This is a genomic window from Microbacterium sp. SW12 (assembly GCF_055391095.1).
Genome location: NZ_AP024335.1, coordinates 703,912 through 719,020, shown reverse-complemented (window position 1 = coordinate 719,020; position 15,109 = coordinate 703,912). Strand labels below are relative to the sequence as shown.

11 protein-coding genes are annotated in these 15,109 nt (G+C 64.3%); 3 read left to right on the top strand and 8 right to left on the bottom strand.

Annotation, left to right across the window (positions count from 1 at the left end; translation table 11 throughout):
- Positions 1-21: 21 nt before the first annotated feature.
- The 4 genes from MICSW_RS03520 to MICSW_RS03505 form a co-directional block, all read right to left on the bottom strand.
- On the bottom strand, positions 22-1,932 hold the full coding sequence (locus MICSW_RS03520; protein ID WP_464496764.1) for a rhamnan synthesis F family protein: 1,911 nt from the start codon (positions 1,930-1,932) through the stop codon (positions 22-24).
- Complete coding sequence (locus MICSW_RS03515) at positions 1,929-3,836, bottom strand: rhamnan synthesis F family protein (RefSeq protein WP_464496763.1); 1,908 nt, start codon at positions 3,834-3,836, stop codon at positions 1,929-1,931. Before MICSW_RS03515 ends, MICSW_RS03520 begins: the two co-directional genes overlap by 4 nt.
- A 68-nt stretch (positions 3,837-3,904) precedes the next feature.
- Positions 3,905-4,777 carry a glucose-1-phosphate thymidylyltransferase RfbA gene (gene rfbA, locus MICSW_RS03510; protein ID WP_464496762.1) on the bottom strand — a complete coding sequence of 291 codons (873 nt, stop codon included), beginning with the start codon at positions 4,775-4,777 and terminating at the stop codon, positions 3,905-3,907.
- A 62-nt stretch (positions 4,778-4,839) separates the two neighbouring features.
- Entirely contained in the window at positions 4,840-7,332 is a 2,493-nt protein-coding gene (locus MICSW_RS03505) for a hypothetical protein (RefSeq protein ID WP_464496761.1), read from the bottom strand.
- A 96-nt stretch (positions 7,333-7,428) separates the two neighbouring features.
- Here MICSW_RS03505 and rfbB point away from each other — a divergent pair, with 96 nt between their 5' ends.
- The gene (gene rfbB / locus MICSW_RS03500; RefSeq protein WP_464496760.1) at positions 7,429-8,427 is read left to right on the top strand and encodes a dTDP-glucose 4,6-dehydratase; all 999 of its coding nucleotides are present in this window, start codon (positions 7,429-7,431) and stop codon (positions 8,425-8,427) included.
- Between the two features lie 2 nt (positions 8,428-8,429).
- Positions 8,430-9,836, top strand: coding sequence for a dTDP-4-dehydrorhamnose reductase (rfbD, locus tag MICSW_RS03495; RefSeq protein WP_464496759.1), 1,407 nt, complete (start codon positions 8,430-8,432; stop codon positions 9,834-9,836).
- A gap of 32 nt (positions 9,837-9,868) precedes the next feature.
- Here the strand turns inward: rfbD and MICSW_RS03490 are convergent, their stop codons facing one another.
- From MICSW_RS03490 to purE, 3 genes are read right to left on the bottom strand one after another with little or no spacing between them, the layout of a single operon-like run.
- Positions 9,869-10,981 (bottom strand): glycosyltransferase, encoded by a 1,113-nt coding sequence (locus MICSW_RS03490; protein WP_464496758.1) that lies wholly within the window; start codon positions 10,979-10,981, stop codon positions 9,869-9,871.
- A gap of 31 nt (positions 10,982-11,012) precedes the next feature.
- The gene (locus tag MICSW_RS03485; RefSeq protein WP_464496757.1) at positions 11,013-12,458 is read right to left on the bottom strand and encodes an LCP family protein; all 1,446 of its coding nucleotides are present in this window, start codon (positions 12,456-12,458) and stop codon (positions 11,013-11,015) included.
- 19 nt (positions 12,459-12,477) lie between these two features.
- Positions 12,478-12,945, bottom strand: coding sequence for a 5-(carboxyamino)imidazole ribonucleotide mutase (purE, locus tag MICSW_RS03480; RefSeq protein ID WP_464498218.1), 468 nt, complete (start codon positions 12,943-12,945; stop codon positions 12,478-12,480).
- Positions 12,946-13,055: 110 nt separating this feature from the next.
- Here purE and MICSW_RS03475 point away from each other — a divergent pair, with 110 nt between their 5' ends.
- Positions 13,056-13,904, top strand: coding sequence for a nitroreductase family protein (locus tag MICSW_RS03475; protein ID WP_464496756.1), 849 nt, complete (start codon positions 13,056-13,058; stop codon positions 13,902-13,904).
- Between the two features lie 27 nt (positions 13,905-13,931).
- Here MICSW_RS03475 and MICSW_RS03470 read toward each other — a convergent pair whose 3' ends face one another.
- Positions 13,932-15,092 carry a 5-(carboxyamino)imidazole ribonucleotide synthase gene (locus MICSW_RS03470; protein WP_464496755.1) on the bottom strand — a complete coding sequence of 387 codons (1,161 nt, stop codon included), beginning with the start codon at positions 15,090-15,092 and terminating at the stop codon, positions 13,932-13,934.
- Between the last annotated feature and the right edge of the window lie 17 nt (positions 15,093-15,109).

Here is a 15,109-nt window from a genome sequence, read left to right as displayed (position 1 = left end):
ACACCTGGACATAACGGTTGCTCACTTACGCCACCGTGCGCGACTCCGGATTGCGCGCATTGCCGCAAACAGGCGCCGTAGGCGAGGCTCCCAGGTCGGCCGGGTGACACGAGCGAATGCGTAGGCAAAGTCCTCGTGTTTCCCGCGGCCGAGCTCCCCTATCCGTCGGAGGAACAGGATCTGATCCATTGTGGTGTTAGGCACGGTCGCGCTCATCTGGTCAAGGTTGTAGTCCAAGGCCGTGTAACTGACTGCCGCATACTCGACGTTCGCGATCGTTCGCGTGTAGTAGCCGGACTCACCTGCCGCATACGACGGCATCCGCTCGAGAACGTGAGCGAGCCCACCGTCCAGGTACGATTCCTCGCCCCCGAAGTCTTCGTAGGTCCACTCGTGCTCAAAGAGCGGCCGGAGCGCGTCAGGGCGGGCAAAATACATGGATCCGAATGGGGCTAGCGGCGACGCGTCGTCCACGGGAACGGATATCCCGAGCATTGCGCATGTTTCTACGAACCGCGACTTGTTTCCCCACCACGCGTGGCCCATCGTCCCATACCCGAGGTGGACCATCGGAGGATAGACGATCCCGAGCATCTTTTCTCTTTGAAAGAGCGCAACCACATTCGCGGCGTAGTCAGAGGAATCAAGCAAGTTGTCGAACTGCTGACGTCTGAAGTGTCGGGACGCGTTTGAAGCATCCTGAGGTGTCTTCTTCGAATGGACCTTGACGAGGAGATCGTAGCCACCGTCAACGACGATATCTCGACAGCCAACGAGGAAGGCCCCCTGATCACGACCGTTGTTCGACGCCAGAACACGAACATCGACCGCGCCTCGAGCCGGCCACGCCGCCAACACCTCGCGTATCCGGTCGGCCTTCTCCTTGTCCGGCACAGTAACTACGAGGTCAAACCGGCCTGGAAGCCGCGACACCCGGTCGATGATCTCTCCCATCATCTCGTCATAGAAGACGTGAGCGATAACCACGGTGCGCAGGGGTTCCCCATCACGGTAGTCGTTAGCGTCCGATCGAAGCACACTTGTAAGCGCAAGATCGGTATTCAGAACGCGTGGAGCAACATTGCGCGCTAGGTCGGACAGGATCAGGTCAGTCGGATAGCCGTGGCGACTGGCCGCCTCGAGAGCCCAGCGCCCGACGACTCCGAGATGGTCAAGGTAGGGCGGCCATTGGAAGAAGGCGCGCCGCTTTAGAGTCGGGCACCCCGCATCGACTAGCTGCTCGGCATAGAGGACTGCATGGTTTTCCGTGCGATCGGTTAGCGTCGGGAACGCCACCTCCCCCACGTAACCGAGGCCGGTGAACAGCTCCGTGAAGACAGCCTCGTGTCGCACGACCGCATCTTCGTAGGAATGGAGCTCTGGCAGATCACGCCAGTAGTTCTTCCACTCGTCCGACAGAAACATGGAGGAACGCACAGCGAGCCAGTACGATTGCAAGTGGTACGCCAGATATCCAGTTCTCGTGAACGGGTTCGGCTCCACTCGGATGTGATCGGTCATACCCCAGAAATGCAGCGGTGCACTGTCCATTCGCGTGAACACAGGACGCAACGGGCGGACCGGCCCGTACCAGGTGTCGTTAGCGAGTACAACTTCGTCATAGGTCGATATCTCGTCCGCAAGATGATCCAGGCCAGTCTTGTAGCCCCATATGTCGTAACCGCGGTTTTCACGGACGATCACACTCTCCACAAGCGGCTCGAGCGCACAACGACCGCGCTCTGTGAGCTTCCCGTTCACGACAACGAGGATTGTGTCGAAGAATTCGCGCAGATGACGCAACGCGAACAGGACGTAGTCCTCTACGTCGCCGCGGCGATCGTACACAACGTAGATTAGGATTCTGCGCCCACCGTCAGGAAAGGGAAAGGCCGGGCGAGGGGCACTCACCACAAGCTCGGCAGTCTTCATCGATTGCTTCTCCTTGCCCGCAAGCGCAAACCAGCGGCTCTCGATTCTGAGGAGACCGCGCGTACTCCCAGGTATACGCGCTCGACAAGCGACATTATCGGTAGAACGACCTGAGCGATTCGCGGATGGTTTGCCCGAAGGAACATCCTCATCAGGCTCACCGGTCCTCCGCGACCGATCCGCCCCGCCCTATGCAGCAGGGCGATCTGCTCAACCGGGTAGCCGCTCATGGTCGACGACAGTTCGTCGACCTTGTACTCCAACGCGGTATGGCTTATCTCGAAGTGCTCCGCTGTCAGCACCGTTCGGCTGTGAAGACCAAGCTCTGCTGCAGCAGGTACCAGTAGTCGTTCCTGGACGCGTGCCAAGCTGACCGAACGCTTTCCCCCGAACCTCCGGTAATCTCCATAAGTCCATCGCTGATTCGTGAGTAGCTGAAGGGCAGCCGGACGGGCAAAGAACATGCCTCCAAATGGCGCGAGCGGCGAAACCTCGTCAGCCGGCACCTGGATACCCATGCGCGCCGCCAGAAGATTAGCCATGCGGCGGTAACGGGACCATCCCTTGCCCATGATGTGGTAGCCAATGTGAATCATCGGCGGAAAGACGAGTCCGAGCCCCTTTTCCCTCATGAACAGGTTGACGATCTGTGCGACGTGCTCCTCCGAAGCAAGCAGGTTGTCGAATTGGTAGCGCCGAAAGTACTGACGAACCACTCGAGTCTTCCTACCCATCGGGCGCGCATGGACCTTCACCAGAAGATCGTAGTTTCCGCCCAGAAGAAGATCCCGGCAGGCGATCAACAGATCGCTCATGTCACGGCCCGGACTCGCGGGGGTTACTCTGACCTCTGCGTGGCGCATCTTGCCGCCATGTGCGTTCATCAAGCGCCCGAGTCGGGCAGCCTTTGATCCGTCTGTTGTCGTGACAACTAGGTCGTAACCCTCCGGGAGGCTCTCCAGCCGTTGGAGGAGCTCCTCTGCGGCGTTGAGGTCTGTGATGTGCGCCAAGGCGAGTATCCGTAGCGGAGGCTGGACTTCCGAGCTGCTCGGAGACAACACGTCCAACATCCCGATATTGGCGTTGAGCGCCTTAGGAGGGATCGTGCGCGTCAAGCCCTCCAGCACTTCATCAAGATCGAATCCACTTCTCACAGCCATCGACATCAGCTCGCGGCCGATGACTGCGTGCCGCTGCAGGAACGGCGGGTAAGCGGCAAATGGGGCCCGAGGCAGAACAGGGCATCCCGCCTCAAGGAGCTGTTCCACGCTCATCAGCGCCGGGTCCTCCGAACCCATCTCCTCCGCGGTGAACATCGCGGCAGTGGAGAAGCCTTGTGACGATGCCCGTCGAGCAAGGGACACGCCGGTGGAGCCACCGTACAGATGGTGGGAACTGGTGAGCGCGCCCCGGACACGAACCCAAAGGTAGGGCTCCTCGACGTGCGGAAACCCCTCTCGAGGGAAGTCCTGCAGCAGCTGGGCCCGATGCTCGATGAGCTCCCAGAGGTCAGCAGTCGAACCATCCATCGCAGCGAAGACGTCGATCAAGCCGCGGTGCGTTGGGCCGAACCACCCGCTTCCCGTCAGCACAATCTCATCGACTTCTTCGGGCTGGAACCCGCTTTCCTGAAGAGCCCACTTATACATCCGGCGGGTGAAGGGCACATCGCCCGCGTCCGCGAGCCTTGAGCAGTATCGCTGCAGCTCGGCGCGCGCCGCAGAATCAAGAGACCCAGTTACCACAACGACTACCTCCGCACCGGTGTCGCGGAGCGCCGAGAGCGCTCGGATGACGTAACGATCGATGTGCCCCCGCGCTCTTGGAAGCGCGTACAGGATCAGCCGGCGCCGATCACGGGCGAGCCGCGTACTCACGCTTGTGGGGGTTAGCGTCTCGTTCACTCATCTGCTCCGACGGGCGAGGTTCCCGCGTCGGAGTCCCACCCCGAGTACTCTGACCGCACGGCCGTTCAGCCGATGCCCTGCTCGAGCGCCTTCAGCAGGTAGGCCCCGTAACCGCTCTTGACTAGTGGCTCCGCCCGCAGGCGCAACTCATCATCGGTGAGGAACCCCATTCGCCAGGCCACCTCCTCAGGACAGCCGATCGACAGGCCTTGTCTTCTCTCAACGGTCCTGATGAAGTCCGTGGCTTCGCTCAACGAGTCGAATGTACCGGTGTCGAGCCAGGCGGTACCGCGCGGCAGGATCTCGACGCTCAAGGCTCCGCGTTCAAGGTAAACCCGATTGATATCTGTGATCTCCAGTTCACCGCGCGCCGACGGCCGAAGGTTCTTCGCGATCTCGATCACGTCGTTGTCATAGAAGTACAACCCTGGAACGGCATAGTTGCTCTTGGGCACGGCCGGCTTCTCCTCCAGCGAAACCACCCTGCCGGCGCGGTCAAACTCGACAACACCATAAGCCGTGGGGTCGTCGACCCAGTAGCCAAATATGACACCGCCGCTTAGCGATGTGTACTGCCGAAGTCGCGTGCCCATCCCTTGGCCATAGAAGATGTTGTCGCCGAGCACGAGCGCGGCGCTATCGGAGCCGATGTGATCCTCCCCGAGGATGAATGCTTGCGCGAGCCCATCGGGTGACGGCTGTGACACATAGGTGATCGAGACCCCGAAACGGGCACCGTCGCCCAAGAGGCGCTGGAACTGCTCCGAATCCTCGGGTCGAGTTATGACGAGGATGTCACGAATACCGGCAAGGATCAGAGTGGACAGCGGGTAGTAGATCATCGGCTTGTCGTATACAGGGACAAGTTGCTTGGAGACACCGAGGGTAATCGGGTGCAGCCGGGAACCTGTGCCTCCGGCGAGGATGATGCCACGCATGGTGCAATTCTCTCATGTCGACGTGAGTGCTTCTCGGGCCCGTGCACGCGTGCGGGAGGATCTCAGATCGGACGGCACCCCAGCAAGGCGTTACTACTGCCGGTGTCGTCGATCGCGTATACGCAAACAGACCGTACTCCTGCGGGAACAGGAACGGAGCCAACGAAACCGTGGAGTGCCCCAAGAGCCGGGTATACAGACGCGACATCGGGTCGCGCCAGATCAGCCCTCAGTACGTGACCGCTTGGCCCGACGTAAACGTGAACCGCGATCGGATCCGAAGTGTCGGGATCAGCGGCCCAACCGCTCACGGTTACTTTGCCATTCGCCACGATGATCCCATCAAGCGAACCCATGGGAGCGCGAGAAGTACTGGCGGGCACGACAAATCGGCACCCCAGGAGGGAATTGTCCCCTGGAGCGTCATTGATCGCATACAGGCAAACTTGAGCGCCCGCACTGGGCAATGTCCTCTGGATCACGAACCCATGCGCGTCTCCGTACGCGGGGAACACGGCTGCGAGATCGCGGCGAGCGGAGTCGGCGACATGAGCGCTGCCTGATCCGGCGACGTACGCATGAATCCCAATGGGGGCATCAGTGTCCGGATCGATCGCCCATCCCCGCACAGTGACCACGTTCCCCTGAACATCGAGGCTATCGATGTTGCCAATCGGCGGCGTCGAACCCAGGGGATTCAGGAAGCGACACCCCAAGAGCGTGTTCGCTCCCTGCCCGTCGTTGATGGCATAAATGCAAACCTGCGCGCCTCCTGCTGGAAGGGTGCCTTGCAGGTCGAATCCATGCCGATCTCCATAGCCCGGATAGGCTCTGCCCACATCCGCTCGGAGAGCGTCCGCCCGATGCGCCGCTCCGGAAGACCCGACGTACATGTGTACCGCCACAGGACTGGGAGTATCCGGATCCAGTGCCCAGCCGCGCACAAAAACTGAGTCTCCGCGCACCTCGAAGGAATCCACCGCGCCGATGGGCGGCGTACCCGGATCAGTGGCCGCCTCGACGAAGAGGTTCCGGCATGGCTCGAGGAGCACATTCCCGCCGGTGCGAACGTTGATTCCGTACACACAGACGCTCTGATAACCGCTCGGGGCGGAAACCGTTGTGCTGAACCCATGACTATCGCCATACAGTGGAAACGAGTCCGCCACATCACGGCGCGACTTGTCCGCACGCGCGACAAAACCCTTGCCTCCCACATAGACATGGACGTCGATTGGGTCTGCGGTGTCTGGGTCTAGCGTCCATCCCCTCACCGAAACGGATCCCGCTCCAGATGTCACGGAGTCCACGTATCCGATTGGCGACCCTCCGTACGATGCGACGGCGCGACATCCGAGTAGTCGATTGGCACCGGCCCCGATGTTGATCCCGTACACACAGACGTCTACCTGACCCCAGATTGGGGCAGTGATCGTGACATCAAATCCGTGTGCGGTGCCGAGAGTCGGGTAATGCGACGCAAGGTCCGGCCTCGGAAGGTCTGCCCCGGCTTGCTTGCCGACACCGTTCACATAGATGTGGATGTCAATTGAATCTGCGCTGTTCGGGTCAAGCGCCCATCCACGCACGCGCAGTGTCCCCGGAGACGAGTCCACACTGTCCAAGAATCCGACGGGCGCTCCGCGCAGCGAGGACCCATCAGTCGGGCCAAACCAGTCAGTGAAGTAGCTGAAGAAGTTGCGGTTGCCATAGCTTGAGCATGAATCGCCCACGCCATATCCCGCGGACAATGCGGCAGCATTCGGCTGATACGGGGTGTAGTAGTACAAGTTGGCCGTGGCCTGATTCTCGATGAAGACCGGGCTACTGCCACACGCGCTATTCGGGTGATAACGAACATTCCAGGTCTTGCCCGGCGCATACCAGGTGAAGTAATTGCTCGTACCAGGCGGGTTAGCATAGCGCTTCATCTGCCACGCGCCGCCATAGACCTGATTGAACAAGCCGTAGTACCGCGCGTCACAGGCGGCGGTATCGGGACACCCCTGCCCCATTGCTGCTTGATAGGCCCATGCGCTAGGAGCGGTCGATGTAATGAGCCCCTGCTCTTTCTGGAGCATCACGAGGATGACTTGCGGATTGATGCCGCACGCCTGCGCAACCTTGTAGATAACGCGTGAGGCCCGTTCCACCCCACCGCCAGGATATGCGGCGCACATCGCATCGGCGGCTATCGCACGGGTCTGCACGACGTAGTCCTTCAGGCACGTGTACCCGGATCGACAAGAGGCTACCTTCGATTCGAGGAAGGACTGAATCTCCGCCTCTGACATGGACGCGTCGTCGAAAAACACCGCGTCACTGATGATGTTGCCGGGCCGAAACTGGCTCAGGTCTGCCAACTTTCGAAGGGATGAGTCAGCGACGGATCCCGCCGAAGCGCCTTCAGTAGCGGAAACGCCCGATGCCGCCGCGGACGACGGTCCGCCCGCCACACCTGCAACGAGCACGAGCGCGGCAACAAGTCCGATGCTTACTCGGCTGAGTAGCCGCCCCCAACCGAACGGCCGCACTGACCCGCTAATCACCACCACCGGACTAGTCTCTCTCACCTCTGTTCGCTGGGCCGCAACGCCGAGCCGTATTCACGACATGAAGTGCGGGCCCTTCCGCGCGATACCGTAGGAACCGTGCACAAGATCTTAGTTACTGGTGGTGCGGGTTTCATCGGCTCGAACTTCGTTCACTACGTTGTGGAGCACACGGATGACTCCGTGGTGGTGCTGGACAAGTTGACGTATGCCGGTAACCGTGCGTCGCTAGAGGGGTTGCCTGCCGACCGGGTGCGGTTGGTGGTGGGTGATATCGCGGATGCGGCGGTGGTGGATCCGCTGGTGGCGGATGCTGATGCCGTCGTGCACTATGCGGCGGAGTCCCATAACGACAACAGCCTGCATGATCCGCGTCCGTTCTTGGATACGAACATCATCGGCACCTACACGCTGTTGGAGGCGGCCCGGAAGTACGGGACCCGGTTTCATCACATCTCCACCGATGAGGTGTACGGCGATCTGGAGCTTGATGACCCGGACCGGTTCACCGAGTCCACCCCGTATAACCCGTCGTCGCCGTATTCATCGACGAAGGCGGGCAGTGATCTGTTGGTGCGGGCATGGGTGCGCAGTTTCGGGGTGCAGGCGACGATCTCGAACTGTTCGAACAACTATGGGCCGTTTCAGCATGTGGAGAAGTTCATCCCTCGGCAGATCACGAACGTGATCCGCGGGATCCGTCCCAAGCTCTACGGTGCCGGTGAGAATGTGCGGGACTGGATCCACGCCGACGACCACTCGTCGGCGGTGCTGACCATCCTGGAGAAGGGTGAGATTGGGCAGACGTACCTGATCGGTGCGGATGGGGAGAAGAACAACAAGACGGTGGTCGAGTTGATCCTCACCCTCATGGGGCAGCCGCAGGATGCGTACGATCATGTCACCGACCGGGCAGGTCACGACCTGCGGTACGCGATCGATTCCACCAAGCTGCGCACCGAGCTCGGGTGGACCCCCAGGTTCCGGGACTTCGAGGCCGGTCTTGCCGCGACCATCGACTGGTACCGGAACAACGAGGCATGGTGGGCGCCCTCCAAAGACGGTGTCGAGGCGTTCTACGCCGCGAAGGGGCAGTGACCGTGACGGAGTACGGCAAGCCGCTGCAGGTGACCGAAACCCCGATCCCGGGGCTGGTGGTGTTCGACCTGCCCGTGCACGGCGACGCACGGGGCTGGTTCAAAGAGAACTGGCAGCGCGAGAAAATGACCGCGCTCGGGCTTCCGGACTTCGGTCCGGTACAAAACAACATCTCGTTCAACGACGCAGTCGGCACCACCCGCGGCATCCACGCCGAGCCCTGGGACAAGTGGGTCTCGGTCGCGACCGGGCGGATCTTCGGCGCGTGGGTCGACCTGCGCGAAGGCCCCACATTCGGCGCCGTCTACACGACCGAACTCGACCCGTCCCGCGCGATCTTCGTCCCCCGCGGGGTCGGGAACTCGTACCAAACTCTCGAACCCGACACCGCCTACACCTACCTAGTCAACGACCACTGGTCCCCTACCGCGTCTTACAGCTTCCTCAACCTGGCCGATGAGACCGCCGCGATCAACTGGCCCATCCCCCTCGACCAGGTCGAGATCAGCGAGAAAGACAAGAACCACCCCCGCCTCGCAGACGTCACCCCCATCGGACCGAAACGGATCCTCGTCACCGGCGCGAACGGGCAACTCGGCCGCGCCCTGCGCGACCAGTTCGGCGACGCAGACCACATCGAGTACGCAACCCGCGAGAACCTCGACCTCACCAGCCCCGACCTGGCCACCGCACGCCGGTGGCGGGACTACGGCACCATCATCAACGCCGCCGCCTACACCGCCGTCGACACCGCCGAAACCCCCGAGGGGCGTCGCGACGCGTGGGCCGCGAACGTCACCGCCGTGACCGCCCTCGCGCGCATCGCCACCGACAACGGCATCACCCTCGTCCACATCTCCAGCGACTACGTCTACGACGGCACCTCCGACACTCCCTACACCGAGACCGACCCCATCGCCCCACTCGGCGTCTACGGCCAAACCAAAGCCGCCGGCGACGCCATCGCGTCCGCTGTCCCCCGCCACTACATCATCCGCACCAGCTGGGTCATCGGCGACGGCCACAACTTCGTCCGCACCATGGCCACCCTCGCCGAACGCGGCATCAACCCCACCGTCGTCGCCGACCAAACCGGACGCCTCACCTTCACCACCACCATCGCCGCCGGCATCCAACACCTCCTCGACACCGGCGCCCCCCACGGCACCTACAACATCACCGGATCCGGCCAACCCACCACCTGGTACGACATCGCCCGCACCGTCTACCAACACACCGGCCACGACCCCGCCCGCATCACCCCCGTCACCACCGATCAGTACTACGCGAACACCGCCGGGCCCGTCGCGCCTCGCCCCGCGCACAGCACCCTCAACCTCACCAAACTCGAAACCACCGGATTCACCACACCCAACTGGCACGAGTCTCTAACGCTCTACCTGCGGTGATCGGCAGTCCGCAGCACGAGTGCTACCTCTCGCTAGCCACGGACAGGACAAGCATCGCCCTCACAAGTCGGCATGCAGCTGCCACACTCGCTCGCCGGCTTCTCGCCACGAGAAGGCCCGTCCGCGATCGGCAGCAAGCGTGGCCGCGCGGCGGCGCTCGGCATCCGGCCCAAGGAGCGGTGCGACGGATGCCGCGAGGGCATCCGCTCCACCCGCGATGACCGGTCCCCCTCACCGACGAGTTCGCGATGGACCGGTGACGCAGCGGCAATGACGGGAACCCCGAGAGCAAGGGCCTCCAGCACACGCCACCCGTAGGAGGGCAGTACGCCGGGAGCCACGAGAACGGATGCCGACGCGATCGCCGACGCGCGGTCTGCCGCATCCACGGCCGGGGCCAGCACGGCGGACCCGGCGTGGTCCGCGGCATTGTGCGGCGCACCGAGGACGACGACAGGAGCATCCGGAACCTCCCGCTCGAGGGCGGCTACCAGCTCGCCCAGCGCCGCTGCAGAAACTCCCGCCGCGTCGACAACCACGGCCCCCTCGGGCACCCCCAGTGTCCGCCTGCGGCCGACGGCGTCGCGCGGCTCCGCGAAGCCGTCCGGGGCTGCTCCCGCGATCACCCGAATACGCCCGCGCAGCTTCGTGCGCTCCGCGAGTTCGTCGGCCATGGCATGCAGCGGCACGATGACGGCATCCGCGTGCTTCTCGGCGCGCTTGAGCATTGCCCGGTGCCATGCGACCGACGCCTTGGAGACGCGCTCCGGATGGGTCCAGGGCGTGAGGTCCCAGATCGTGACGACAGTCTGCTCGTGATTGTGGACGCGGTCGTGGCGCACGAGGGGCGCGAAGAGCGTGGGCGAATGCACCATCCCGCCGCCCAGGCCGCTCGGCAGTCCCAGGGAAAGGGCGGTGGACAACTCCCGGCGCGGGATCGGCGAAGACTCGACCCCGGCGACACCCTCGAGCGCTCTCACCTCGGCCAGCGCCTCTTCCCCGGCTGCGGGAACGACGGCCGTGACCTCGCACCCCCGTGGTGCAGCTGCGATGAGCGCGCGCGCGAGTTCCCGCGACGCCATCGCGAGGTCGGGATCGGTGGGCGCGACCAGCTGGTCGAGCACCACGCGCAAAGTCGTCGTCACAGAATGCAGCCTCTTCGTAGAGCCGAACGCCTCACGCGGCGGGCGTGGGCGTGGGTGTCGGCGGGTGCAGCGCCTGCTGCAGGTAGTCCTGGATGAACGCGACGTCGTCGGCCGAGAGCTCCTCGGGGATGATGCCGATGCCACCCACGCCCGACGGGGTGAGCTCGATGCTGGTCACCGGCTGCTCCTTCGACTTGAGGGCAAGCTCGGCGAAGTACGGAACCATCGACTGCGGGATGTCAGTCTGCACGATAGCCGTACCGGCGGTGAGCACCTCGTTGAACCGGTTGAGGACGTTCATCGGCGTGAACTGCGCGAGGATCGCCTCCTGCAGCTGGCGCTGGCGCAGCATGCGATCCCAGTCGCTGGTGGTGTAGCGGGAGCGGGCGTACCACTGCGCCGTGTCGCCGTCCATATGCTGGGGGCCGGGCTCGATCCAGCCGATGGCCCACTCCTCGGCGGGTTGCCCGTCGTAGGAGGGACCGCCACCCTTGGGGAGACGCTCGGACACGTCGATGTCGACGCCACCGAGCGCATCGATGAGAGCCGCAAAGCCGTGCATGTCGATGAAGACGTAGTACGGGATCTCGATCCCGAGCAAACCTTCGGCGGCATCCTTCGTCGCCTCGATACCCGGCTCCGAGCCGTTCGCGACGGCATCCGGATACAGCGCATTGCCGTCACGGCATACTTCCACCTCGGTGCGCAGCTGGTTGATGCCGCTCCCCCAGCCACACACCGGGTCGGCATGGCCGCTGTGGCCGTTCGGATACAGGTCCTGCATGGGGCCGGGCGCGAACGGAACGTTGACCATGTCGCGGGGGATGCCGGTGATCGTGACGGCACCGGTCTCGGCGTTGATCGAGGCGACCGAGATGCTGTCGTACCGCATCGAGTCGCGGCCCTCACCGCTGTCGGCCCCGAGCAGCAGGATGTTGTAATAGCCGTCCGATGGCTCAACAGAGGGCCCTGACTCGGCGAAGATCGCACCGAACGAGTCGCGCACACCACCGAGTCGATCGGATGCCCAGACGACGCCGCTGCCGGCGAGCACGAGCGCTCCGACACCGACGAGCGCGACAGCAAATCGCGTGATCGACCCGGTGCGTACGAGCCGCACGAGCCGCAGGGTGTCGATCGTGAGGATGATCCACAGCAGCAGATAGGCGAACAGCAGCGCCTGGACGCCGAGCAGCACAAACCAGTTCGTGGCGATGGCGACGAACGCCTGCTGCCAGAGAAGAAGCGTGACGATCGATATCGCGATCAACGTCCAGCCGAAGAGGGTCGCACCGAGTCCGAATCGGCCGAGGCGCCGGTTGCCGGCGAGAACCTGTGCCGATCCGGGGATCAGGAAGTTGAGGACCAGCAGCCACCACGCCCGACGGGTCATCATCGGCCGCGATGCCGTGTTGGGGTAGCGCAGCGGGCGGTTCTCGATGACCGGACGACCGGAGGAGGGCCGGGATCCGGTCATCCGCGGGGGCTGGCGACACTCACAGCGCCTCCTTGAGCCGCCGGTTCTTCTCCTCAACGACACCCTCGAGTTCGCGCGCGTATGCCTCGATCGCGTCGGCGTAGGCGGGATCGGCGATGCCCAGCATCCGGACCGCCAGCAGCCCCGCGTTGCGAGCGCCGCCGATCGACACTGTCGCGACAGGGATGCCGGCGGGCATCTGCACGATGCTGAGGAGCGAATCCAACCCGTCGAGGGTGGCCAAGGGAACGGGAACGCCGATGACCGGAAGTGCCGTGACCGAGGCGAGCATGCCGGGCAGGTGAGCTGCCCCGCCGGCGCCGGCGATGATGACACGGATGCCGCGCCCTCGCGCCTCACGGCCGTAGGCGACGAGCTTGTCGGGTGTGCGGTGGGCGGAAACGACCTCGACCTCGTGGGGTACGCCGAAGTCCGTCAGCGCCTGAGAGGCGTCGCTCATGACGCGCCAGTCGGAGTCCGAGCCCATGACGACACCGACGAGCGGGGCGGGGGAACTGTGGAGCGCAGCGGTCACCGGACCAGGCTAGGGTGCATGGCTGGGGATTGCCCGGAACGGCACCCCCGAAGGGAGAATCCGTGACAGAGTCCACTCCAGCCGCCGGCATCCCCGACCTTGATGCTCTGCTGCACGCCCGCTACGGCGCGGCGGCTCCCGCGCTGACCGAGCCGGCCCTGCGCGAATCGGCAACGATGGCCGGGCTGCTGCGTCACCACACGGCGCGCAGCTTCACCGACGAGCCAGTGAGCGACGAGGCGATCACCGCGATGGTCGCTGCCGCCCAGTCGGCCGCAAGCTCGTCGAACCTGCAGCTGTGGAGCGTCGTCGAGGTGCGGGATGCTGCGACCAGGCGCGCTCTCGTCGACGAGGTGGGCACGAGCACCTTCGTTGCTGACGCTCCCGTCATCCTGCTGTTCATCGCAGACTGGGCCCGCGCCTCGGCGATCGCGGCTGCTCAGGGCGCCTCAGATCAGGCGGCTGACTACCTCGAATCCACGCTTGTCGCGTTCGTCGACGCTGCCCTGGCCGCGCAGAACGCCGTCGTCGCGGCGGAGTCGCTCGGGCTCGGCACCTGCTATCTCGGTTCGGTTCGCAACAACCCCGAGCGCGCCGCGGAGCTGATCGGCCTCCCCGATCGGGCGATGGTGGCGTTCGGCCTCGCGGTGGGGTATCCCGATCCCGCCGACACCGCGGGAATCAAGCCACGCCTCGCACCGAGCGTCGTGCACTCCCGCGAGCGCTACTCCCCCATCACGGATGCCGACGTCGCCGCCTACGACACCGAGATCGCCGCCTACCACGCGAGTCAGGGACGCGCGACGGGATGGAGTCGGGCCGTCATCCGTCGCGTGAAGGATGCGGCGGGCCTCAACGGCCGCGACCGGATGCGCGCCTGGCTCACAGGGCGCGGCTTGCCCTCGAACTAGGCATCCGTCCGACTCCCGGCAATCGAGTCAGTCCTGGAAGAACGCGGCTGCCGCGCGAGCGTCGTAGACGACGTCGTCGAGGTCAGTGCCGACGGCGTTCACGTGTCCGACCTTGCGCCCCGGCCGCGGATCCTTGCCGTACGTGTGGATGTGGGCGGACGGATGCTGCGCCATCGAAGCCGCGAACCGCTCCGACAGGCCGCCCTCGCTGGGTCCGCCGAGGATGTTGATCATCACCGACCACGGCGCGACTGGCGACGTGTCGCCCAGCGGAAGGTCGAGAACGGCACGCAGATGCTGTTCGAACTGGCTCGTGACGGCACCGTCCTGGCTCCAGTGGCCGCTGTTGTGCGGGCGCATGGCGAGCTCGTTGACGAGGATGCGGTCATCCGCCGTCTCGAACAGTTCTACCGCGAGCATCCCGGTCACGTCGAGTCCCTCCGCGATCCGCTCGCCCACCTCGGCGGCAGCCGCCGTGAGCCGGGGACTGGCACCGGGTGCCGGCGCAAGAACCTCGGCGCAGACACCGTCGCGCTGCACGGTCTCGACCACGGGATAGGCGCGAACCGCGCCCGACGGCGTGCGGGCCACCTGCTGCGCGAGCTCCCGGGTGAACTCGACCAGTTCCTCGACCAGCAGCGCGCCGCCCCCGGCATCCTCAGCCAGAGCCGTGAACCAGTCCGCGGCGCCGTCCGGCGACGATACGACGCGCACGCCCTTACCGTCGTACCCTCCGCGAGGAGTCTTGACCACGGCGCGCCCACCGTGGGCATCGAGGAAAGCGCCGAGTTCATCCGGACCGGTGGCAGCGGCCCAGTCGGGCTGCGGCATCCCCATTTCCTGCAGCCGCCTGCGCATCAGCAGTTTGTCTTGCGCGTACCGGAGGGCGTCAGGACCGGGGTGCACCGCGATTCCTGAGTCCACCAACGCGTGCAGCACCTGCTGTGGCACATGTTCGTGGTCGAAGGTGATGACATCGACCTCGCGTGCGAAGGCAAGCACCGTGTCGGCATCTCGGTAGTCGCCGACCGCGGTGGCAGCAAGCGCCGCTGCCATCCCCTCCTGCTCAGCCAGCACCCGGATCTCGACGCCGAGTTCGACAGCGGGCGCGATCATCATCCTCGCCAGCTGTCCGCCGCCGATCACACCGACGCGATAGGTCATAGCAGTCCTCCCGTTCGGATCCATTCTGTCGCGAACCGGGC